Origin of the sequence: Microbacterium sp. (genome assembly GCF_036823965.1) — a bacterium.
GTDB lineage: Bacteria > Actinomycetota > Actinomycetes > Actinomycetales > Microbacteriaceae > Microbacterium.
In genome coordinates this window covers 856706-878977 of sequence record NZ_DAITBE010000001.1, presented here as the reverse complement: position 1 = coordinate 878977, position 22272 = coordinate 856706, and the positions used below count along the sequence as shown (strand labels likewise).

General features: G+C 68.4%; 20 protein-coding genes. 10 read left to right on the top strand and 10 right to left on the bottom strand.

Annotated elements, in window-relative coordinates; genetic code table 11:
• A partial coding sequence (locus V7Z82_RS18105; RefSeq protein WP_442927583.1) for a DUF7455 domain-containing protein occupies positions 1 to 165 on the bottom strand: 165 nt, incomplete at its 3' end.
• A 183-nt stretch (positions 166 to 348) separates the two neighbouring features.
• On the opposite strand from V7Z82_RS18105, the gene V7Z82_RS04290 reads away from it, so the two are divergent.
• The gene (locus V7Z82_RS04290; protein ID WP_442927574.1) at positions 349 to 2427 is read left to right on the top strand and encodes a DNA gyrase/topoisomerase IV subunit B; all 2079 of its coding nucleotides are present in this window, start codon (positions 349 to 351) and stop codon (positions 2425 to 2427) included.
• Between the two features lie 54 nt (positions 2428 to 2481).
• On the opposite strand, the gene V7Z82_RS04285 is transcribed toward V7Z82_RS04290, so the two are convergent.
• On the bottom strand, positions 2482 to 4923 hold the full coding sequence (locus V7Z82_RS04285; RefSeq protein WP_334148290.1) for a DNA gyrase/topoisomerase IV subunit A: 2442 nt from the start codon (positions 4921 to 4923) through the stop codon (positions 2482 to 2484).
• 46 nt (positions 4924 to 4969) lie between these two features.
• Here V7Z82_RS04285 and V7Z82_RS04280 point away from each other — a divergent pair, with 46 nt between their 5' ends.
• Positions 4970 to 6091 carry an alkaline phosphatase family protein gene (locus V7Z82_RS04280; protein ID WP_334148289.1) on the top strand — a complete coding sequence of 374 codons (1122 nt, stop codon included), beginning with the start codon at positions 4970 to 4972 and terminating at the stop codon, positions 6089 to 6091.
• Positions 6092 to 6105: 14 nt separating this feature from the next.
• Here the strand turns inward: V7Z82_RS04280 and sepH are convergent, their stop codons facing one another.
• Positions 6106 to 7152 carry a septation protein SepH gene (sepH, locus tag V7Z82_RS04275; protein ID WP_334148288.1) on the bottom strand — a complete coding sequence of 349 codons (1047 nt, stop codon included), beginning with the start codon at positions 7150 to 7152 and terminating at the stop codon, positions 6106 to 6108.
• 198 nt (positions 7153 to 7350) lie between these two features.
• On the opposite strand from sepH, the gene V7Z82_RS04270 reads away from it, so the two are divergent.
• Positions 7351 to 7644, top strand: coding sequence for a DUF4193 domain-containing protein (locus V7Z82_RS04270; RefSeq protein WP_105725536.1), 294 nt, complete (start codon positions 7351 to 7353; stop codon positions 7642 to 7644).
• An 89-nt stretch (positions 7645 to 7733) separates the two neighbouring features.
• Here the strand turns inward: V7Z82_RS04270 and V7Z82_RS04265 are convergent, their stop codons facing one another.
• Positions 7734 to 8207 carry a DUF3093 domain-containing protein gene (locus V7Z82_RS04265; RefSeq protein WP_334148287.1) on the bottom strand — a complete coding sequence of 158 codons (474 nt, stop codon included), beginning with the start codon at positions 8205 to 8207 and terminating at the stop codon, positions 7734 to 7736.
• A 3-nt stretch (positions 8208 to 8210) separates the two neighbouring features.
• On the opposite strand from V7Z82_RS04265, the gene dut reads away from it, so the two are divergent.
• The 5 genes from dut (at position 8211) to dxs (ending at position 15078) form a co-directional block, all read left to right on the top strand.
• Positions 8211 to 8681 (top strand): dUTP diphosphatase, encoded by a 471-nt coding sequence (dut, locus tag V7Z82_RS04260; RefSeq protein ID WP_334148286.1) that lies wholly within the window; start codon positions 8211 to 8213, stop codon positions 8679 to 8681.
• Entirely contained in the window at positions 8674 to 9261 is a 588-nt protein-coding gene (locus V7Z82_RS04255; RefSeq protein ID WP_045280190.1) for a DUF3710 domain-containing protein, read from the top strand. Before dut ends, V7Z82_RS04255 begins: the two co-directional genes overlap by 8 nt.
• Complete coding sequence (locus tag V7Z82_RS04250) at positions 9258 to 9992, top strand: DUF3159 domain-containing protein (RefSeq protein WP_334148285.1); 735 nt, start codon at positions 9258 to 9260, stop codon at positions 9990 to 9992. The genes V7Z82_RS04255 and V7Z82_RS04250 overlap by 4 nt, the downstream gene beginning before the upstream one ends.
• 153 nt (positions 9993 to 10145) lie before the next feature.
• Positions 10146 to 12983: an aconitate hydratase gene (locus V7Z82_RS04245; protein ID WP_334148284.1), complete on the top strand. Its 2838-nt coding sequence runs from the start codon at positions 10146 to 10148 to the stop codon at positions 12981 to 12983.
• 154 nt (positions 12984 to 13137) lie between these two features.
• Positions 13138 to 15078, top strand: a complete 1941-nt coding sequence (gene dxs / locus V7Z82_RS04240) for a 1-deoxy-D-xylulose-5-phosphate synthase (protein ID WP_334148283.1) — start codon at positions 13138 to 13140, stop codon at positions 15076 to 15078.
• A gap of 9 nt (positions 15079 to 15087) precedes the next feature.
• Here the strand turns inward: dxs and V7Z82_RS04235 are convergent, their stop codons facing one another.
• From V7Z82_RS04235 to V7Z82_RS04210, 6 genes are all read right to left on the bottom strand, one after another.
• Positions 15088 to 15576 carry a hypothetical protein gene (locus V7Z82_RS04235; protein WP_334148282.1) on the bottom strand — a complete coding sequence of 163 codons (489 nt, stop codon included), beginning with the start codon at positions 15574 to 15576 and terminating at the stop codon, positions 15088 to 15090.
• Positions 15573 to 16178: a hypothetical protein gene (locus tag V7Z82_RS04230; protein WP_334148281.1), complete on the bottom strand. Its 606-nt coding sequence runs from the start codon at positions 16176 to 16178 to the stop codon at positions 15573 to 15575. Before V7Z82_RS04230 ends, V7Z82_RS04235 begins: the two co-directional genes overlap by 4 nt.
• Positions 16175 to 16849, bottom strand: a complete 675-nt coding sequence (locus V7Z82_RS04225; RefSeq protein ID WP_334148280.1) for a TetR/AcrR family transcriptional regulator — start codon at positions 16847 to 16849, stop codon at positions 16175 to 16177. The genes V7Z82_RS04230 and V7Z82_RS04225 overlap by 4 nt, the downstream gene beginning before the upstream one ends.
• Before the next feature lie 39 nt (positions 16850 to 16888).
• Positions 16889 to 17578, bottom strand: coding sequence for an SPFH domain-containing protein (locus tag V7Z82_RS04220; protein ID WP_334148279.1), 690 nt, complete (start codon positions 17576 to 17578; stop codon positions 16889 to 16891).
• Positions 17579 to 17679: 101 nt separating this feature from the next.
• The gene (locus V7Z82_RS04215) at positions 17680 to 19122 is read right to left on the bottom strand and encodes a glycerol-3-phosphate dehydrogenase/oxidase (RefSeq protein WP_334148278.1); all 1443 of its coding nucleotides are present in this window, start codon (positions 19120 to 19122) and stop codon (positions 17680 to 17682) included.
• Positions 19119 to 19715 carry a TetR/AcrR family transcriptional regulator gene (locus V7Z82_RS04210; protein ID WP_334148277.1) on the bottom strand — a complete coding sequence of 199 codons (597 nt, stop codon included), beginning with the start codon at positions 19713 to 19715 and terminating at the stop codon, positions 19119 to 19121. Before V7Z82_RS04210 ends, V7Z82_RS04215 begins: the two co-directional genes overlap by 4 nt.
• Positions 19716 to 19735: 20 nt before the next feature.
• Here V7Z82_RS04210 and V7Z82_RS04205 point away from each other — a divergent pair, with 20 nt between their 5' ends.
• Positions 19736 to 21370, top strand: a complete 1635-nt coding sequence (locus tag V7Z82_RS04205) for an FAD-binding oxidoreductase (protein WP_334148276.1) — start codon at positions 19736 to 19738, stop codon at positions 21368 to 21370.
• Position 21371: 1 nt separating this feature from the next.
• Positions 21372 to 22271 (top strand): YegS/Rv2252/BmrU family lipid kinase, encoded by a 900-nt coding sequence (locus V7Z82_RS04200; RefSeq protein ID WP_334148275.1) that lies wholly within the window; start codon positions 21372 to 21374, stop codon positions 22269 to 22271.
• Position 22272 lies beyond the last annotated feature (1 nt).

Below are 22272 nucleotides of genomic sequence, written 5' to 3'. Positions count from 1 at the left end.
GCGGAGCTTCTCTTCGTACTTGCGGCCGTGGTGGGCGCAGAAGAGGAGTTCGGAGCCGTTGACTTCGGCGGCGATGTACGCCTGTGCGCCGCAGGAATCGCAGCGGTCCAAAGCCGTCAGTCGGAACTCGACGGTAGAGGTCTCACGTTCGGTTGTAGCGTTCATCTCGGTGCCTCCTCGAGGTGTCGGGTTCGCTGTTGGAGCGTGCTCAATACAACCACGCAGAACCTGCATGCATGCCCGGATCACGGCGTGTTTCGCTCAGCGCGTACGCGGACCACCCCAGGTCGGCTCCGCCGGGGAGTGTCTGCGGGCCGCGGGGCCCTGTCGAGAATAGACTCGGAGATTGTGACCGCCGAGTATTCCGCCCATCATCTCCAGGTGCTCGAAGGACTCGAAGCCGTCCGCAAACGTCCCGGTATGTATATCGGCTCGAACGGATCGCCCGGGCTCATGCACTGCCTCTGGGAGATCATCGACAACGCCGTCGACGAAGCCGTCGCGGGCAACGGCACCAAGATCGACATCATCCTGCACGCCGACGGCAGCGTCGAGGTGCACGACTTCGGCCGCGGCATCCCTGTCGATGTCGAGCCGCGCACCGGTCTGACCGGTGTCGAGGTCGTCTTCACCAAGCTCCACGCCGGCGGCAAGTTCGGCGGCGGCTCGTACGCGGCATCCGGTGGTCTGCACGGTGTCGGCGCATCCGTCGTCAACGCGCTCTCGGAGCGTCTCGACGTCGAGGTCGACCGCGGCAGCAAGACGTACGCCATGTCGTTCCACCGGGGAGAGCCCGGCATCTTCACGGACTCGGGGGAGAAGCGCCCCGACGCCCCGTTCCGCCCGTTCCAGGACGGCAGCGAGCTGCGCGTGGCCGGCAAGGCCCCTCGCGGCGTCACCGGCACCAGGGTGCGCTACTGGGCCGACCGCCAGATCTTCACGAAGGATGCGGCATTCCAGCTCGGCGAGCTGGAGAACCGCGCACGCCAGACGGCGTTCCTGGTCCCCGGCCTCGAGATCGTCATCCGCGATCACCGCGCGGAAGAGCACATCGAGACGTCCTACCGCTACGACGGCGGCATCTCGGAATTCGTGGACTACCTCGCATCCGATCCTCCTGTCACCGACAACTGGCGCATCCAGGGCTCCGGCACCTTCAAGGAGACCGTTCCGGTGCTCCAGGCCGACGGCCACATGATCGCGACCGAGGTCGAACGCACCTGCGAGGTCGACATCGCCCTGCGCTGGGGAACCGGCTACGAGACCTCGATCCGCTCGTTCGTCAACATCATCGCGACGCCGAAGGGCGGCACGCACCAGCAGGGCTTCGAGCAGGAGATGCTCAAGGTGCTCCGGGCGCAGGTCGAGCAGAACGCCCGGCGCCTCAAGGTCGGCAACGACAAGCTCGAGAAGGATGACGTGCTGGCCGGCCTCACCGCCGTGCTGACGGTCAACGTCCCTGAGCCGCAGTTCGAAGGCCAGACCAAGGAGGTGCTCGGCACCCCGGCCGTACGCCAGATCGTGGCGCAGGTGCTCCGCAAGGATCTCGGGCAGCGGTTCAGCTCGACCAAGCGCGACGACAAGATCCAGGCCACGCAGCTGCTCGACAAGATCGTCGCCGAGATGAAGGCCCGTGTCTCCGCGCGTGCCCACAAGGAGACGCAGCGTCGCAAGAACGCGCTCGAGTCGTCCACGCTGCCGACCAAGCTCGTCGACTGCCGCACGAACGAGGTCGAACGCAGCGAGCTCTTCATCGTGGAGGGCGACTCGGCGCTCGGCACCGCCAAGAACGCGCGCAACAGCGAGTTCCAGGCGCTGCTGCCCATCCGAGGCAAGATCCTCAATGTGCAGAAGGCCTCGGTCGGCGACATGCTCTCGAACGCCGAGTGCGCATCGATCATCCAGGTGATCGGCGCCGGCTCCGGTCGGTCGTTCGACATCGACGCCGCACGGTACGGCAAGGTGATCCTGATGAGCGACGCCGACGTCGACGGTGCGCACATCCGCACGCTGCTGCTGACACTGTTCTTCCGCTACATGCGTCCGCTGATCGAGCATGGCCGGGTGTTCGCGGCCGTGCCGCCGCTGCATCGCGTGATCGTGATGAACCCCGGCTCGAAGCCGAACGAGACGATCTACACCTACAGCGAGCAGGAGATGCACGCGCTGCTGACGAAGCTGCGCAAGGCGGGCAAGCGCTGGCACGAGCCCATCCAGCGGTACAAGGGACTCGGTGAGATGGATGCCGAGCAGCTCGCCAACACCACCATGGACCGCTCCGGACGCCTGCTCCGCCGCGTACGCATGGAGGATGCCGAGGCTGCCGGCCGTGTCTTCGAGCTGTTGATGGGCAACGAGGTCGCCCCTCGTCGCGAGTTCATCATCGAGTCGTCCGATCGGCTGTCGCGCGAGGCCATCGACGCCTGATCCGCCGCGGTGGGATCACCGCGGCGGATCGGAGCGTCGTCGTCGACCGCGCGATCAGACGATCGTGCGGCCGATGCTGCCGATCACACCCTCGATGGGCTGACCGGAGGCGTCGCGACGTGCCCCCGCATCGGGGAGACGGCGGACGGCGCCGGTGGGATCGACCGCCTGCGCGGGAGCGGGGCCGACCCAGGCCACGGTCAGTCGATCCTCGCCCTTCAGGAACGAGTGCGCGCGCACCCCGCCGGTGGCACGGCCCTTGGCCGGGTACTCGGTGAACGCGGTGACCTTCGCCCTGCCGGCATCGGTGCCCGGCAGAATGCCCTCAGCGCCGGACACCGTGGCGACCACGGCGCTGTCGGGAGCATCCACCACGCCGAAGAACAGCACGGACGATCCTGCGCCGAGCTTGATGCCCGCCATGCCGCCGGCCGGCGCGCCCTGCGGGCGCACGGTCGAGGCGGCGAAGTGCAGCAGCTGCGCATCCGTGGTGATGAAGACGAGCTCAGCGTCGTCCGGTGCCTGTGCGGCACCGACAACGGCATCGCCGGCCTTCAGCCCGATGACCTCGATCTCCGGACGCACCGGCAGCGTGGTCGGCACGATGCGCTTGACAGTGCCCTGAAGCGTGCCGAGCGCGATCGGCGTCTCGCTGTCGAAGCGCAGGAAGCCGATGATGCGTTCGCCGCGCGTCGTGATGTTCAGGTAGTCGCGCAGCGGCGTGCCTGCGGCCAGCTGGACGGATGACGAGGGAACGGACGGCAGGTCGACCGGGGAGAAGCGGACCACTCGCCCGGCGCTCGTGAGCGCGCCGACCTCGGAGCGCACCGTGGTCTCGAACGTCGTCAGGATCGCGTCGTGCTTGCTTCGACGCGCCGGGACCGTGAGCTCCTGGCCCTCGCCGAGATCGATCCGCACGGCGCGGCCGGTGGTCGAGAGCACCAGCACGGTCGGTGCATCAGCGATCTGCAGGTCGACGGCGCCCTTGGTCGCGCGGGGCTTGGGCGGCGCCGCGTTCATGAGCAGGGTGCGACGCGGCGTGCCGTAGGCCTCGGCCGCGGCATCGAGCTCGGTGGCGACGGCGTTGCGCAGCAGGGCGGGGCTGCCGAGGAGCTCCTGGAGCTTCGCGATCTCCGCCTTGAGGGCGTCGCGCTCGGCCTCGAGCTCGATGCGGGAGAACTTCGTCAGACGGCGAAGGCGCAGCTCGAGGATGTACTCGGCCTGGAGCTCGCTGAGATCGAACACCGAACGCAGTCGGCTGCGCGCCTGCTCGGAGTCATCGGACGATCGGATGACCTGGATGACCTCGTCGATGTCGAGGATCGCGATCAGGAGGCCCTCCACGAGGTGCAGGCGCTCCTCGCGGCGGGCGAGGCGGTAGCGGCTGCGTCGGGTGATCACCTCGAGCCTGTGGCCCACGTAGACGCTGAGCATCTCCTTGAGGCCGAGAGTCCGCGGCTGGCCGTCGACCAGGGCGACGTTGTTGATGCTGAAGGAGTCCTCCAGCGGCGTCAGCCGGTAGAGCTGCTCGAGCACGGCGTTGGGGTCGAACCCGGTCTTGATGCCGATCGCGACACGGAGGCCGTGGTTGCGGTCGGTGAGGTCGGTGACGTCGCTGATGCCCTGCAGCTTCTTGGACTGCACCGCATCGCGGATCTTCTCGATCAGACGCTCGGGACCGACCATGTACGGCAGCTCCGACACGATGATCCCGGTGCGCCGAGGACCGAGCGGCTCGACCGAGACCTTGCCGCGGACCTTCAGCGCACCGCGCCCGGTCGCATACGCGTCCTTGACGCCGTCGAGGCCCATGAGCACGCCGCCGGCCGGGAAGTCGGGGCCGGGCACGAACTCCATCAGGTCCTCGGTCGTGGCGTCCGGGTGCTCCAGCAGATGCGTGGCGGCTGCGACGACCTCGATCAGGTTGTGCGGCGCCATGTTGGTCGCCATGCCGACGGCGATGCCGCTCGCGCCGTTCACGAGCAGGTTCGGGAATGCCGCGGGCAGCACGGACGGCTGCTGGAACTGTCCGTCGTAGTTCGGGATGAAGTCGACGACGTCCTCGTCGAGGTTCTCGGTGAGCGCGAGGGCGGCTGCCGCGAGGCGCGCCTCGGTGTATCGAGCGGCGGCCGGACCGTCGTCGAGGGAGCCGAAGTTTCCGTGTCCGTCGACGAGGGGCACGCGCAGCGCCCACTCCTGCGCGAGTCGCACCAGCGCGTCGTAGATCGCCGTGTCGCCGTGGGGGTGGAGCTTTCCCATCACCTCGCCGACGACGCGGGCGCTCTTCACGTGACCACGGTCCGGCCGCAGGCCCATCTCGGCCATCTGGTACAGGATGCGTCGCTGCACCGGCTTCAGACCGTCGCGCGCGTCGGGGAGCGCGCGCGAGTAGATGACCGAGTACGCGTATTCGAGGAACGAGCCCTGCATCTCGCTGGACAGGTCGATGTCCTGGATGCGTTCCTCGACGGGCTCGGGCGGCGGAGTTTTCGGCATGGACTTCCTGAGGGCGTGACTGGTGGCCTGTGTCAGACTGGCACGGATGTCACTCATGCTACCGTCCGAGTCGCCGTCGACCCGGAGCGTGGTCGGGGTGGCGGACGACCTGTTCTCGTCTCTCCGTGGCGAGTCCGCCGCGCTGCCGGCCGCCCGTTCGGTCGTGCTCGTCGTGATCGACGGCCTCGGCGCGATCAGCCTCCGCGCGCACGCAGGTCACGCCAGGGCGCTGACGACCGGGATGGCGAAGAAGGACGTCGCGCGCAGCGTGTTCCCGTCGACGACGGCCGCTGCGCTGACCAGCATCCTCACCGGCGAGCACCCTGGCGCACATGGCCTCGTGGGCTACCGAGTCCTCGACCGCAGCCGGGACGTGCTGGTGAACCAGCTGACCGGCTGGGAGACAGACGGACTGGATCCGCTGACCTGGCAGCCGGTGCCCACGATCTTCGAGCGCGCCGCTGCTGCGGGGCATCCGTCCTTCGCGATCGGCGTGGCCGCGTACGCGAAGAGCGGCTTCACGAGGGCGACGCTGCGCGGAGGGGAGTTCGTCGCCGCCGCGACTCCCGCGGAGCGCGTGCAGGTCGCCTACGATCTCGCCGAGCGGCACCCCGGCGCGCTCGTGTACTGCTACCTCCCCGAGGTCGACAAGGCAGGCCACAAGCACGGGATCGCCTCTGCGGAGTGGGTCGCCGCGCTCGAGGACGTCGATGCGGCGCTCGCGCTCCGCGCTCCCGCTGACGTCGGCGTGCTCGTGACATCCGACCACGGCATGGTCGATGTGCCGGCGCGACGCCAGATGATCCTCGACGAGGGGCACCTCGCCGGCATCCGTCACGTGGGCGGGGAACCTCGGATGCTGCACGCCTACTTCGAGCCGGATGCCGATGAGACGTCGGTGCTCGCCCGGTGGCGCGCAGACCTCGACGGCGTCGCCGACGTCGTCACGCGCGACGAGGCGGTCGCCGCAGGACTGTTCGGCCCCACAGTCTCGGAGGCAGCGGCCGCCCGCATCGGCGATGTGCTCGCGATCGCGCGTGGCGTCTGGGCGATCTACGACGGGACTGCCGCCGACCAGCGCGGACGCGGCATGGTCGGGCAGCACGGCGCGCTCACGCCGGAGGAACGCACCGTCCCGCTGCTGCGGCTCGGCGCCTTCGCGCGCTGAGATCGGCGCAGCGACTACTCGTCGGTCTTGGCGCCGAAGACGATCTCGTCCCACGACGGCATCGCGTTGCGGCGACGGCGGCGCGCGCCCGAGTCGGACGGCGACTCCTGCGTCTCAGCGCGAGGGGCCTCGTCGACAGGCTCGACCGGCGCCGTCTCGAAGGCGTCGAACAGTGCGATCGGCGCAGGTTCGGGAGCCTCATGGCTGTCGAGGTCGTCGATCAGCGGAGCATTCTCGCGCTGTCCACGGCGCCGCCGCAGCGCCTCGAGGAGGTCGGCGGTCTCGGGGTTCGTGGATGCCGACTCGGGAGCGCGCTTGATGGCGGCGTGCTGCGCTGCGGCGTTGGAGCGCTCGGGAAGCGACGGGTCCTCGAGGTCGGCCTCGGGCGAGGGGACCAGGCGGGGACCGAAGGCGCCGGAGTCGAAGCGGCTCTCGTCCTTATACGGCGAGGTGGTGCGCTCGGCATCCACGGCGCGCAGACGGGGGATCAGGCCCTCGGGGAGGGCCCCTTGACGTGACAGCTGCGTGGCGTCGGCGTTCAGCGGCGACAGCGCGCTGCGGCGAGGGTCGAAGCTCCAGCGGGCGTCGTGCTCGACCTCGCTCGCGGTGAACTCGAGCTTGACGATCCAGCCGGAGTCGTCCTTCCAGCTCGCCCAGCGCTCGTCGGTCGCGACCACATCGGCCAGCTTCGCGCGCACCGCGGCGCCGAAGGTGGGCTGCGCGTCGGGTTCGACCTCGCTGCCGATCAGCACCGGGACGGCGAGCGCCTGTCCGATGATGTGCTCGCGCTCGGCGAGGACCGGTCCTTCGAAGCGGATGACGTCCTCGACGGTGATGCCGAGCAGCTCGGACACCTCCGGAGCGGTGAGTCCGGCTCGGATCTGAGCCTGGATGTCGCGAGGGCTCGCTGCGAGGCGTTGGACCCCCGGCTCGGCCTGACGAGTGGCTCGCCGGATCTCGCGCTGCAGGACATCGTCGATGGGCAGCGCGAAGCGCTCGCCCGACTCGGTGGCGAGTACGAGCAGTCCTGCCTCTGTGCCGACGATCGTGACGTTTTCCATGCGAATGCCCCTCTGATGGGTGTCCGTTCATGGTGTCACGTGAGAGGGGCTGAGGGCGGGAATAGTCTGGGCGTGCCGTGAGTTTGCTCTGTCGCACCCGGCAGCATTTGCGTATTCGCTTCCGGTCATGCAAACTGTGGCCGCCGAATACCCGACGGCGCACCACCCACTCGCACCATGAAAGTGGAGATCTACCGCATGGCAACCGACTACGACGCTCCCCGAAAGAGCGAAGACGACTCAGAGTCGATCGAAGCCCTCAAGGAGCGTGTTCCGGACAAGTCCTCCGGATCCTCCGGGGACGAAGACTCCGACAACCCTTCGAACTTCGACCTCCCTGGAGCCGACCTCTCCGACCTCGAACTGGACGTCGTCGTGCTGCCCGCGCAGCAGGACGAGTTCACCTGCATGAGCTGCTTCCTCGTGAAGCACCGTTCGCAGCTCGACCACGAGGGTGCTTCCGGCCCCATCTGCAAGGAGTGCGCTGCCTGAGCACGCACGCGTGAATCACAACGCGCCCCCGACCTTCTGGTCAGGGGCGCGTCGTCATCTCCGGCTCGGTCTGCCGGTTGCGTCGTCGCTCAGGACTGCGAGGCGCGGATGGCCGCGGCTAGACGGTCAGGGGTTCGGCTCGAGATTGTCCACGACTCCGCCGGGTCGTCCTGGTCGATGTTCGGCACCACCACGATGCCGTCGATGCCGCCCCGGATGACGTGCCAGCCTCTGGCAGGGAGACCGGGTCCTCGAGCCTGTCGTGCCTCGTCGCCGGTCAGTGCGACCGGTTCCCCGAGGAAGCGGGTGTCGATGTGCGCACGTCCTGCCCGCAGCTCCGCGTCATCGACCGCGACCACCGGGGTGGCTGCGATGAACAGGATGACGAGCAGCGCCGAGACGGCGGCACCTGCCACCAGGGCCACGGTCGAGCCGACGGGGACGAAGATCAGCGAGACCATCGGACCGGCGAGTGCGACCGTCACCAGCAGCCTGAGGCTGGGGGAGAGTCGTTCGCGGTAGAGCGTCCGTGCGCCTGTCGTGGGGTTCTGCATTAGCCTCATGGGGTGACCGATTCCGTTGATGTCCCCATTATCGCCCCTGTTCTGGATGGCGATGTCGTGGTCCCCGGATATGCGCACCCGGGTGACGCCGGTGCCGACCTCGTCTCGGCAGAGGCGCTGCGGCTCGAGCCGGGCGAACGAGCGCTCGTCGCGACCGGCGTCCGCATCGCGCTCCCCGAGGGCTATCTCGCCTTCGTCGTACCGCGCAGCGGCCTGGCTGCCAAGCACGGCATCTCGATCGTGAACTCGCCTGGGACGGTGGATGCCGGCTATCGCGGCGAGATCAAGGTGAGTCTGATCAACACCGATACCCGCAGCGCGTACGATGTGGCCGTCGGCGATCGCATCGCGCAGCTGATCGTGATGCCCGTGTCACGAGCGACGTTCATTCCGGTCGACGAGCTGCCAGACAGCGTTCGTGGCGAGGGCGGCTTCGGATCCACCGGATATCAGGCAGGGAAGAGCAATGACTGACAACACCCCCAATCCCGCGAAGTCCGCACCCGTCAACCGGGCGACGGATGGTCCCTTCGATGACTCCGAGGCGAATCCGGTTCGTCCGTACATCGACCTCGGCGGCATCAAGATCCTTCCGCGCGAAGGCCTGAACCTCCGTCTGGAGGTCGAGGAGCAGTCCAAGCGCATCGTCGCCGTCGGCCTCGACTACGCGGACTCCTCGCTGCAGGTGCAGCCGTTCGCGGCTCCTCGTTCCGGCGGCCTGTGGGACGAGACGCGAGTGCAGCTGCGCGACCAGGTCAAGGCGCAGGGCGGCCGTGTCGAGGAGCGCGATGGCGCACTCGGCAAGGAGCTCCTCGCCGAGGTCCCCGCGACCGCGAGTGAGGGTTCCGGCCTCCGTCTCGCACGCTTCATCGGCATCGACGGTCCGCGGTGGTTCCTCCGCGGCGTGATCGGCGGAGCCGCGGCATCCGATCCCGATGCGGCCGAGAAGGTCGAAGACCTCTTCCGCTCGATCGTCGTCGTGCGCGGCGGATCGCCGATGCCGCCGCGTGATCTGATCCCGCTGAAGATGCCGGCGACCCCCGGTTCCGCGTGAGCGCCCCCGAACCGGGCGCTGAGAAGGAGCAGTCGGCGTCCGACATCTTCGGCGCCGCCCTCGGTGGTGCAGCCCGTCGTGCCGGACTCGACCCGTCAAGCGAGGGAAGCACGTCGAAGGTCGTCTGGTCCGCCATCGGCGGCTGGCGCGGCATACTCGAATCCGTCCTGCCGAGCCTCGCGTTCGTCATCCTGTTCACCCTCAAGCCGGAGCCGTTGATCCTCGCGCTCGGCGTGTCGGTCGGACTCGCAGCGCTCTTCACGATCGTCCGGCTGATCCAGAAGTCGCCGCCGTCCGCCGCGATCGGTGGCCTGGTCGCAGCTGCTGCCGCCGCCGGACTCGCGCTGTGGACCGGCCGCGGCGAGGACAACTTCGTGCCGGGACTGATCACGAACGCGGTCTACGGTTCGGTGCTGCTGGTCTCCGCGCTCATCGGCTGGTCGCTCATCGGCGTCGCCGCGGGTTTCCTGATGGGGGAGGGCACCGCCTGGCGTGCGGATCGCCGCAAGCGGCGCGCCTTCCTCTGGCTCGGCATCGCCTGGGCCGCACTGTTCTTCGCTCGCCTCGCAGTGCAGCTGCCGCTGTATCTCGCGGGCGACGTCACGGCGCTCGGCACGCTCAAGCTCATCATGGGGCTTCCGCTCTTCGCGCCCCTGATCGCGGTGACATGGCTGGTCGTCCGCGCGCTCTATCCCCGCGCGCCGAGTGACGAGGCCGTCTCCCCGACGTGATAGATTTATCTTGATGTCAAGATAAATCGCAGGCTTCTGCTGCGGGCCGGAAAGGCGCAGACTGGTTAGGTACGCCTTGCTAGCCGCAGAACCTCCGAGGCGAGCAAGATGGAAGCGCCTGTCGCTCCCATCAGATCAGAAGGAGACGGATCCGTGTCCACGGTGAACAGCTTCGGTGCCAAGAGCACCCTGACAGTCGGCAGCACCGACTATGAGATCTTCCGCATCGACACGGTGCCCGGTTTCGAGAAGCTCCCCTTCAGTCTCAAGGTTCTCCTGGAGAACCTGCTTCGCACCGAGGACGGCGCGAATGTGACGAAGGCGCAGATCGAGGCGCTGGGGTCGTGGGATGCTGCGGCAGAGCCCAACACCGAGATCCAGTTCACGCCGGCCCGTGTGGTCATGCAGGACTTCACCGGTGTGCCCTGCATCGTGGACCTCGCGACCATGCGTGAGGCCGTCACCGCGCTCGGTGGCGACGCGAACAAGATCAACCCGCTCTCGCCGGCCGAGATGGTCATCGACCACTCCGTGATCGCGGATCTCTTCGGCTCCGAGAACGCACTCGAGCGCAACGTCGAGATCGAGTACGAGCGCAACGGCGAGCGGTACCAGTTCCTCCGCTGGGGTCAGACGGCGTTCAGCGACTTCAAGGTCGTCCCGCCCGGAACCGGCATCGTGCACCAGGTGAACATCGAGCACCTCGCGAAGGTCATCTACGACCGCGACGTGAACGGCGTCCTGCGCGCATACCCCGACACCTGCGTCGGCACCGACTCGCACACGACGATGGTCAACGGCCTCGGCGTGCTCGGCTGGGGCGTCGGCGGCATCGAGGCTGAGGCCGCGATGCTCGGCCAGCCCGTGTCGATGCTCATCCCGCGCGTCGTCGGCTTCAAGCTGAGCGGCGAGATCCCCGCCGGCGTGACCGCGACCGATGTCGTGCTCACGATCACCGATCTGCTGCGCAAGCACGGCGTCGTCGGCAAGTTCGTCGAGTTCTACGGCGAGGGCGTGGCATCCGTGCCGCTCGCGAACCGCGCGACCATCGGCAACATGAGCCCGGAGTTCGGCTCCACCGCCGCGATCTTCCCGATCGACGACGTGACGCTCGACTACCTGCGCCTGACCGGTCGCAGCGACGAGGCCGTCGCGCTCGTCGAGTCGTACGCCAAGGAGCAGAAGCTCTGGCACGACGCGGCGCACGAGCCGACGTTCAGCGAGTACCTCGAGCTCGACCTCGGCACCGTCGTGCCGTCGATCGCCGGCCCGAAGCGCCCGCAGGACCGGATCCTCCTCTCCGAGGCGAAGACGCAGTTCGAGCACGACATCCTCAGCTACGCCTCGGCATCGACGTCGGACTCCGTCGTCGACCTCGAGTCGAAGCACTCCTTCCCGGCATCCGACCCCGGTTCGGTTCCCGGCGAGGAGGAGCCCACGACCACTCGTCCGGTGCACATCAACAGCGGTGCACCCGCGAACGCGTCGAAGCCCGTCCCGGTCACGACCCCGTCCGGCGAGAAGTACATCCTCGACAACGGCGCGGTCACGCTCGCGGCCATCACCTCGTGCACCAACACGTCGAACCCCTCGGTGATGATCGCCGCCGGTCTCGTCGCACGCAAGGCGCTCGAGAAGGGCCTGAAGCAGAAGCCGTGGGTCAAGACCACGCTCGGCCCCGGCTCGAAGGTCGTCACGGACTACTACGAGAAGTCCGGCCTCGACAAGGACCTCGAGGGCCTCGGCTTCTACACCGTCGGCTACGGCTGCACGATCTGCATCGGCAACTCGGGTCCGCTGATCGAAGAGGTCTCCGCGGCCATCAACGACCACGACCTCGCTGTCACCGCTGTGCTCTCCGGAAACCGCAACTTCGAGGGGCGCATCAGCCCCGACGTGAAGATGAACTACCTCGCCAGCCCGCCGCTGGTCATCGCCTACGCGCTGGCCGGATCGATGCACTTCGACTTCGAGAACGACTCGCTGGGCAAGGGCACCGACGGCGAAGACGTCTTCCTGAAGGACATCTGGCCGACCACGGCCGAGGTGCAGGAGCTGGTCGACTCGTCGATCTCGCGTGAGCAGTTCATCAAGCAGTACTCGACCGTCTTCGAGGGCGACGAGCGCTGGAAGAGCCTGCCGACGCCGGACGACGCGATCTTCCAGTGGGACGAGAACTCGACCTACGTGCGCAAGGCGCCGTACTTCGACGGCATGACGATGGAGCTCACGCCGGTGCGCGACATCGAGGGTGCACGCGTGATGGCGACGCTCGGCGACTCGGTCACGACCGACCACATCTCGCCGGCCGGAAACATCAAGGCGGGCACGCCCGCCGCCCAGTACCTCACCGAGCACGGTGTCGACCGCAAGGACTTCAACTCCTTCGGTTCGCGCCGCGGCAACCACGAGGTGATGATCCGCGGCACGTTCGCGAACATCCGCCTGAAGAATGCCATGGTCTCCGCGGTCAACGACGGCCAGGTCGTCGAGGGTGGCTACACCCGAGACTTCACGCAGCCCGGCGGCCCGCAGTCGTACATCTACGACGCGAGCATGAACTATCAGGAGCAGGGCACGCCGCTCGTCATCTTCGGTGGCAAGGAGTACGGCTCCGGCTCGTCGCGCGACTGGGCGGCCAAGGGCACGAGCCTGCTGGGCGTCAAGGCGGTCATCACCGAGAGCTTCGAGCGCATCCACCGCTCCAACCTCATCGGCATGGGCGTCGTCCCGCTGCAGTTCCCCGCAGGGGAGAGCTGGGAGTCGCTCGGCCTCGACGGCACCGAGGTCGTCTCGATCACGGGTCTCGAAGAGCTCAACACCGGTGTGACGCCGAAGACCGTGAAGGTCACGGCGACCCCGAGCGAGCACTCGCCCGAGGGCAAGCAGGTCGTGGAGTTCGACGCGGTCGTCCGCATCGACACCCCCGGTGAGGCTGACTACTACCGCAACGGTGGCATCCTGCAGTACGTGCTGCGTTCGCTGGTCTGACACAGCAGTCGAAGGGGATCCGGCATCTTAGGCCGGGTCCCCTTCGTCGCGCCAGGGGGTGCGCCTCCGGGCTGATTCCCGGAGTCGCGCGATAGGATCGACAGGACGCTCGCGGCTCTGCGGGCGCCTCTGACGGAGCATGTAGGAGGTGCAGATGCCGATTCTTCCGAGCATCTCAGGACCCCGTGATCTGGACGCACTGTCCGAGGATCAGCTTGTCGAGCTCGCGGCTGAAGTCCGCGAATTCCTGGTCGAGAACGTCTCCCGCACCGGCGGGCATCTCGGACCGAACCTCGGGGTCGTCGAACTCACCATCGCTCTGCACCGCGTCTTCTCGTCTCCCGACGATCCCTTCATCTTCGACACCGGTCACCAGTCCTACGTGCACAAGCTGCTGACCGGACGGCAGGACTTCTCGAAGCTGCGACTCCGCGGCGGTCTTGCCGGCTACCCGCAGCGCAGCGAGAGCGCGCACGACGTCGTCGAGTCGTCGCACGCATCCAGCTCGCTGAGCTGGGCCGACGGGGTCTCCCGCGCCCTCACGGCCACCGGTCGTGCCGACCGCCATGTGGTCGCGGTGCTCGGCGACGGATCGCTCACGGGCGGGATGACGTGGGAGGCGCTGAACAACATCTCCGACGACAACGACCGCAACCTCGTGATCGTGGTCAACGACAACGGACGCTCCTACGCGCCGACGATCGGCGGCATGTCGCGCTATCTGAACCGCGTTCGGACGGCGGCTGCGTACAAGGATCTGCACCACAAGTCCGATCGACTGTTCCGTGCCTTCGGCCCCGTCGGACGCGCGGTGTTCCGCGGTGTCCGCGGTGGAACGCACGGCTTCCTCTCGCGCTTCACGAACAACGAGGCGCTGTACTCCAACCTCGACATCAAGTACCTCGGGCCGGTCGACGGCCATGACCTCCCGGCGCTGCTCGAGACGCTCGAGCTCGCGAAGTCCTACGGCGCCCCCGTGATCGTGCATGCGATCACCGAGAAGGGGCGCGGCTACCAGCCGGCGCGCGACGATGACGCCGACCAGTTCCATGCCGTCGGTCGCATCGACCCGATCACCGGCGAGACGCTGTCGTCCGGCGGTCGCGGCTGGACGGATGTCTTCTCCGACGCGCTCGTCGACGTCGGGGAACGGCGCGACGATGTCATCGCCATGACCGCGGCGATGCTGCGGCCGACGGGGCTGGCGCCATTCGCCGAGCGCTTCCCCGACCGCGTCTACGACGTCGGCATCGCCGAGCAGCACGCCGTGGCTTCCGCCGCAGGCCTTGCGTTCGGCGGCCTGCACCCGATCGTGGCCCTGTACGCCACGTTCATGGGTCGCGCGTTCGACCAGGTGCTCATGGACGTCGCGTTGCACCGCGCAGGCGTGACCTTCGTGCTCGATCGTGCCGGTGTCACCGGGCCCGACGGCCCCAGCCACCACGGCATGTGGGACCTCGCAATGCTGCAGATCGTGCCGCACATCCGTATCGCCGCTCCACGCGACGGCGCCCGCCTGGCCGAGGCGCTCGACGAGGCCGTGCTGGTCGACGATGCGCCCACCGTGATCCGTTTCCCGAAGGGCGAGGTCGCAGAAGATCTGCCGGCAGTCGAACGCCTGCACGACGGCGTGGACGTACTGGAGCGCGGCGAGTCGGAGGACGTGCTCCTCGTGGCGATCGGTCCGTTCGCGACGCTCGCGATGGACGTAGCCTCGCGTCTGCGTGCGCAGGGGATCGGCGCCACCGTGATCGACCCGCGCTGGGCGATCCCGGTGCAGCCCTCGGTCGTCGCACTCGCCGCGCGCCACCGTCTCGTCATCACGCTGGAGGACGGCATCCGTGTCGGTGGCATCGGCACGCGCGTCCGTCAGGTGCTCCGCGAGTCGGGCATCGACACGGCGGTGGACGAGCTCGGCCTTCCTGACGAGTTCATCGACCATGCGTCACGCGACGAGATCCTCGCGGATGCCGGGTTGACCGCGTCGAAGATCGCGCAGGACGTTGTGTCGCAGGTGCTCGGCACCCGCATCCCGATCGCTCGCAACGCGGGCGAGACCGGCACGATCGACCTGCCGCTGCGCGAACGGCACTGAGCCGCAGGCTCAGAAGGAGCGTTCGGCGCGGGAACGGGCGAATGTCCACGCCCAGCCGCCGGCGACCGAGATGGCGCACACGGTGATGATGGCGAGCGCGAGTGGCGCGGCCATGACCGGGTCCGTCGATCTGCTGAGCACCTGCGCGATCGCGATCACCGACGCTCCGACGCCACCTCCCAACGCGGCGTATGCGGTCAGGTGCCAGGCGAAGGAATCAGTCCTCAGCAGGAGACGCCCGATGCTCCACGCGACCGGAGCACCGATGAGCATCGCGGTGAGCGAGATGGCGCCGCCCATCGGCACACCGTAGAGGAGCAGGAGGAACGCGAGCCCGAACGGGGAACCGTAGGACCCGTCGACCTCCACCAGCCCGACCGTGATGAGGGAAGCTATGAGAGAGATCATGAAGATCCCCCACGAGGCCCACACACCGCGCCAGAACTCTCGCCTCGTGAAGTCCATCAGCGATCGTTCGGGCGCTTCCGTCGCGATCATGCATCACCCGCCGTGCTGCGTGTTGTGAAGTCGTTCGCCCGATCCTCGTACCGGGCATCCGGATCTGTCTTCCGGCGACTGCGCGGCGCGAAACCTGCATCCTCACGAAGGAGCCCGCGGGCGGTCCACCACCAGCCGAGCGGCAGGGCGAGGGCAGCTGAGGCGGCGGGGAGGATGATGAAGAAGTCCCACGGGATGATCGGGGCGAACGCATATCCTCCGCGCAGGAGTGCGAGGAAGGCGAATCCGATCGCGATTCCGACGACCGCGTAGACGGTGACGTGGAGAGAGATCGTCCCGACGCGACGCAGCACGTGTGCGATCAGACGGACGAGCGGGAGTCCGAGGAGCATGACGATGACGGACACCGTTCCGCCGATGATCGCGACCAGGACGAGGTAGCACAGCACCCCGACGATCAAGAGGGCTCCAGCGGAGCTCTGCGATGTCACCGCCATGAGCGTGAGGTGCAGAACTTCGCTGCCGAGCAGAAGCCCGAGGAACACCAGCCAGACGGTGACGCCGCCTCGCAGGAGTTCGCTCGAGCTGAATGCCATGGGCTCCTCGGCCGTGCGGACCGGCGGGGCGGCGGGCACGCTCATGACCGCACATCCGCGATGAGGCGAAGCAGTTCGCGGGTGGTCGCGTGGACCCCTGGCACGCGGACGAAGGGGAGCGCCACCGCGAGCAGGCGCAGACCGGCATCCATCAGACGCGTCGTCTTCTCCTGCTCGGGCGAGCCGTCGTAGGTCCACCGCAGGACCAGCGCGAGGTAGGTGACGAACAGCGCCTCCGGCAGCAGCGCGGCGATATCGGCGGGAAGTCGATGCTGCGCGCCGTCGACGGCTTCACGAAAGAGGGCGACGGTCATGTCACGCGCGATGTCGGATTCCGCCGAGAGCGGGTTGATGGGGGAGTCTGGCGCGATCATGGCGCTGAGGAAGCCTGGCGCGCTGCGCTGATACGGCAGCAGTGTCGCCAGTCCGGTCTCGAACACGACCCTGAGGCGGTCAACGAGGCCTCGCTGTGCAGCCAGGGGTGAACGAGCCGCCTCTGCGTGCTCGCGCTGCACGCGCACGTACAGATCCTGGACGAGGTGGTTCTTCGACGGGAAGTAGTAGTAGGCGTTCCCGGACGAGACGCCCGCCTTCTCAGCGATCAATCGCATGGTGGTGTCGGCGTAGCCGCGCTCGATGAACGACTCGATCGCGGCTTCACTGATCCTGGCTCGTGTCCGCTCGCTCTTGGAGCGCGGGGCCTCGGTTTCGAACATGTTCAAAAGCGTACACCCGAAGATGCGTGCAGAGGCATATCACTTCAGCGCATGCAGTGCGGCGATCGTCTGGGGACCCGAATCCGACGACCGCAGCGCCTGCGAGAGCAGGTAGCCGTCGGTGAGCGCATCGCCGGTGATCATGACGTCGACCAATTCGACGCCGCAGGACGCGATGACCTTCTCGGCGCATGACTCCCGGACCAGGCCGCTGAGCGTGTCGTTGTGGGGGAGATCGGCACCCTCGTGGGAGCGGATGACATCGCGGAGCGCCGCCGAGATGATGTTCGCCGCACGCTCCTTCACATTGACCACATCGAGTTCGAAGACCCGCAGGTCACGGCCGGAGACCAGGGGGCGCCACTCGAACGAGGCGTGGACGAGATGCTGGTGGCCGGTGGCACCGGTGAGCTGCCGCGCCGGGAGATCGGTCGCACGGCACCGGACGTCGATGAGCTTGTACCAGTAGAAGAGCGGGAACGCCCCGTGCGAACCGGGGGTCAGCACCACGACCTCGCCCACGCCTGGGGCGCCGGGTCTTCCGAGACGGGCTCGGCGGATGATCGGCTTCCCGTTGCGGGTGCGTATCGCCGCCCAGCCCTCGTCGACCGTGACGATGAAGAGTTTGAGCAGCGCCGGGATCACCAGCAGGACGGTGAGCACCGCGGTCCCTGTCTTCACGAGACCGCCCATCGCGCCGCCGCCGAACATGCTGAAGATCGCGTCCACGGTCATACTCTGCACCGCGCCGGGGGCCTGGCATGGGGAAGTCGGTGCGATCGCACCTGACGTTCATCCGATCTTCTCGATCGGTTCGCCGCCCGGTCGTCTCAGCCGAGGTCGGCGAGCGTCTGTGCGACGGTCGTCTCGACGTCGTGGCGCGCCCGCTCTCGGTCGTGCTCGACCAGTCCGATGCGGGTGCGCCGATCCAGGACGTCGTCGGCCGTCATGGCCCCCTCGGACTGCACGGCGAACACGATCCGTGCCGGAGAGATGCCGGCCTCAGCGGAATCGTCGACCGGCTGCGGATCGCGGACCAGCGTGAGCGACGCCGTGCGGCTGGGCGGAGCATCGATGCGGGAGACCTGGACCGCGCGATCGACGGCGTCTTCGGCCATCCGGCGGTAGGTTGTCAGCTTGCCCCCGAGGACCGTGACGAATCCGGCATCCGCTGTCGTCACCAGGTGGCGGCGCGACACGTCTGCGCTCGAGGCGGAGCCGCTGTCGACCAGCGGCCGCAGTCCGGCGAAGGCGCCGCGCACCTGGTCCCGGTGGATCGGCGCATCGATCACCCGGTTGAGGCTGGCCAGGAGAAACGCGATCTCGGTCTCCGTCGGCTCAGCGACGTCAGGGATCGCACCCGGTGCATCTTCGTCGGTCAGCCCGACGATGACCCTGCCGAGCTGCTGCGGAAGCGCGAACACGTAGCGACTGATGGAGCCCTCGTGCGGGATCGTCAGCGCAGCCGTGGGGCTTCCGAGGTCTCGGGCGTCCAGCACGATGTGGGTGCCACGACTGGGGCGCACGGTGATCGAGGCATCGAGTCCGCCTGCCCAGACGCCGGTGGCATGCACGACGCTGCGTGCGCGAAGCTCGAAGCGCTCACCGGTGAGGGTGTCCTCGACGCTCGCGCCGTCACCGCGCAGCTCCCTGGCCCGCACCCTGGTGAGGATGCGTGCGCCCAGCCCCGCTGCAGTCCGAGCGATCGTGACGACGAGCTTCGCGTCATCCACCAGCTGCCCGTCGTACGAGAGCATTCCGCCGCGCAGCCCGTGCGGGTCCAGTGCCGGCGCCAGCCGTCGCGCCACCCGGGCCGAGACCACGTGCGGCGCCGGAAGCACCGAGCGAGGCGTCTTCGCACGCATCCGCAGCGCATCGCCCATGGCCATCCCGAGAGCGCCGGCGGCGCGCTGCTGCAGCGTGACACCAGGGCTGAACGGCAGGAGCTGACCGAGCGGACGGATGAGATGCGGAGCGATCGTCGTCATCAGCAGATGGCGCTCGTGGGCGCTCTCGCGTGCGGTGGCGACGTCGCCGGTCGCGAGGTACCGCAACCCGCCGTGCACGAGCTTCGAGCTGAATCGACTCGTGCCGAAGGCGAGATCGTGGGCCTCGATCAGGGTCACGCTGAGGCCGCGAGCAGCGGCATCGAGCGCGACGCCCACGCCCGTGATGCCGCCGCCGATCACGAGCAGGTCTGTCACGTCGTCCGCGGCCAGGTGGAGCTCCCGTCGGCGACGCTCGGCGTTGAGGTCGGTGGAGACGTTCGTCATGGCCGCAGGTGCCCGTCGAGCGCGGTGCGGAGCTCGCGCTCCCAGGCCTGCTCGTCGATGAGATCGGCGACGGTGCCGTGCGACAGGACCGCGGACTGCGCGATGAGCAGCAGCATCACCGAGATCTGCGCTGGGTCGCCCACGCGCACCGACCCGTCGTCTTGCGCTGCGCCGATGGCCGCGGCGAGCCACTGCAGGATCATCCGCTGGCTGGAGCCGACGCGTTGCAGAGTGTATCGGGTGAACGACTCGGGCTCGGCCTCGAGCAGTTCGCCGTACACGGCATCCGTGCGGAACAGCTCGATGAAGCGGAGGATGTCGTCGACGAGCTGCGTTCGCGTCACGGCAGGCGCGGGGAAGCCGGCGAGGATCACGGTGATACGACGGAGGAGCGCTGCACGGACCACATCGTCGGCGTCGTTCCAGTTGCGGTAGATCGTGGGACGGCTGAGCTCGGAACGGCGGGCGAGCTCGGCGATCGTGACGCCGCTCATCCCGCGACGTCGGATCAGGTCGTCTGCAGCATCGAGCACACGCGACTGGGTCGCGTCCCAGGTCGGAGGACTGATGGCGAAGGCTTGACGTTCTTCCATGATCTGTCACACTGTAACGCATGGGTCACGAGAGCGGCAGGGTCGACGACGACCGGCTGATGCGCTGGAACGGTTGGGGCGACCCGACGAAGGCCAAGGACCTGCCGCTCGCCGTGCGAACGCTGCTGCCGCTCCTGCTCGGCAGGATCCGCAAGCCGGCCGCCTCGGTCGAGCTCGACGACGTGCGGATCGCGCAGACCGCGCTCGACGCCGGTGACATCGCCGCCCTTGCAGCGGTCGTGGGGACCGAGCACGTCGATGGCTCGTCGGAGACCAGGATCCGGCACGCCGGAGGGCGGTCGACACTCGACCTTCTGCGACGCCGGGCGGCAGAACAGCAGGTGCCGGATGCCGTGGTGCGCCCAGCAACACACGAACAGGTGCACGACGTGCTCACCGTCGCAGGGGAGCGAGGCATCGCGGTGATCCCGTTCGGCGGCGGTACGAGCGTGGTCGGCGCCCTCGATCCCGAACGCGGTGCCCACCACGCGGTCGTCAGCCTGGATCTGCGACGACTGTGCGGCCTCATCCACCTCGACGAGCTCAGCGGTCAGGCGACGCTCGCCGCCGGCACCACCGGACCGGATGCCGAGGCGCTGCTGCTCGCGCACGGACTCGAACTGGGGCACTACCCGCAGAGCTTCCGCTACGCGACGATCGGCGGGTTCGCCGCTGCGCGCTCGTCCGGACAGAACTCGGCGGGGCACGGCCGCTTCGACGCCATGGTCACCGGCATCCGCGTCGCGACGCCGACCGGAGACCTCGACCTCGGTCGCTCGCCCGGCTCTGCGGCCGGCCCTGACCTCCTCCGGGTGTTCCTCGGTTCGGAGGGCATCTTCGGCGTGATCACCGCGGTCACGGTGCGCGTGCATCCGGTGCCGCGTGAGCGCGTGCTCGAGTCCTGGTCGTTCCCTGATTTCGCTTCGGGTGCTGAGGGGCTGCGGAGGGTCGCCCAGCACGGTGGAGGTGCGACCGTCATCCGCCTGTCCGATGAGGCCGAGACGGCAGTCAGTTTGGCGCAGGTGGGCCGCATCGGCAAGGCGCTGGCGAAGGGTGCGAGCGTCGTCACCGTGTACGAGGGCGACGATGTGCCGGAGCGCCGTGCGCGGGTGTCGGCGCTGCTGCGCGAGGCGGGCGGCGCCTCGTCCGGCGAGGGCGCATCCGAGGAGTGGCTCGCCGGTCGGTTCGACGGCCCATACCTGCGCGATTCGCTGCTCGACGCCGGCGTCTTCTGCGAGACCCTCGAGACCGCCACGACCTGGTCGAACCTGTCGCACCTGCGAGCCGCGGTCACGAGTGCTCTGCGAGAGGGATTCGACGCGGCAGGGGCGCGTTCGTACGTCATGTGTCACGTGTCGCACGTGTACGCGACGGGAGCCTCGCTGTACTTCACGGTGTTGGCCGGGCTGCGCGGGGATCCGCTCGAGCTCTGGGGGGAGGTCAAGGCCCGCACCAACGACGCCATCCTCGCCTCCGGCGGCACGATCAGCCATCACCATGCGGTCGGGCGCGACCACGCGCCGTGGCTGGCTGAGGAGATCGGCGACACCGGCATCCGCATCCTCTCCGCGATCAAGCGAGAACTCGACCCGCGTGGCATCCTGAACCCCGGTGCCGTGATCCCGTCGGCTCCGGTCTCGGGCGAAAGGCGCTGACGTGGGCGAGCACATCGCGGTGCTGGCGAATCCCTTCGCAGGCAAGGGCCGCGGCGCGCATGCCGCCGCCACTGCTGTCGAGCGGCTGCGTGCAGAGGGTGTCGAGGTGCGTGCCTATGCCGGGGCATCGCCGGAGGACACCGTACGCCTCGCCGCGCACGCGCTCAGCGAGAAGCCGAGCGCGCTCGTCGTCGTCGGCGGTGACGGCACGCTCTCCGGCATCCTGGAGCTCCTGATCCGGCATGCGGTGCCGATCGCACTCGTCGCCGCCGGCACCGGGAACGACCTCGCTCGCGCGCTCGATCTGCCTCGCGACGATCCTGGTGCGGCTGCACTGCTCGCAGTCCGGGGCACGCCGCGCACGATCGACGTCGGCGAGGTGCGCAGCGACATCGGCACGAGGCTCTTCCTGACCGTCGCGGCCCTCGGGTTCGACGCCAGGGTGAGCGAACGGACCAACCGGCTGCGCTGGCCGCGCGGGGTGCTGCGGTACTACCTCGCACTGCTGATCGAACTCGCGCGACTGCGACCGATGGCATTCCGCCTGTCGATCGACGAGGAGACGCCGCGGGGTGCGCCAGGCACGCTGATCGCGGTGGGCAACACCGCGAGCTACGGCGGCGGCATGCCGGTCTGCGTCGGCGCCGAAGCGGATGACGGGCTGCTCGATGTCGTGCACGTGCGATCGATCGGACGACTGCGCCTGATCCGGCTGTTCCCGTCGCTGCTGAGCGGTCGCCATCTCGAGCGCCGGGAGGTCTCGCATCGGCGAGCGCACAGCGTGGCGGTTTCCGCACCCGGCCTCGTCGTCTACGCCGACGGCGAGCGGGTGGGGGCGGGGACGGCAACGATCCGCCTGCGGCCCGCCGCCATCACCATGCTCATGCCGAGCGAGGCCTGAG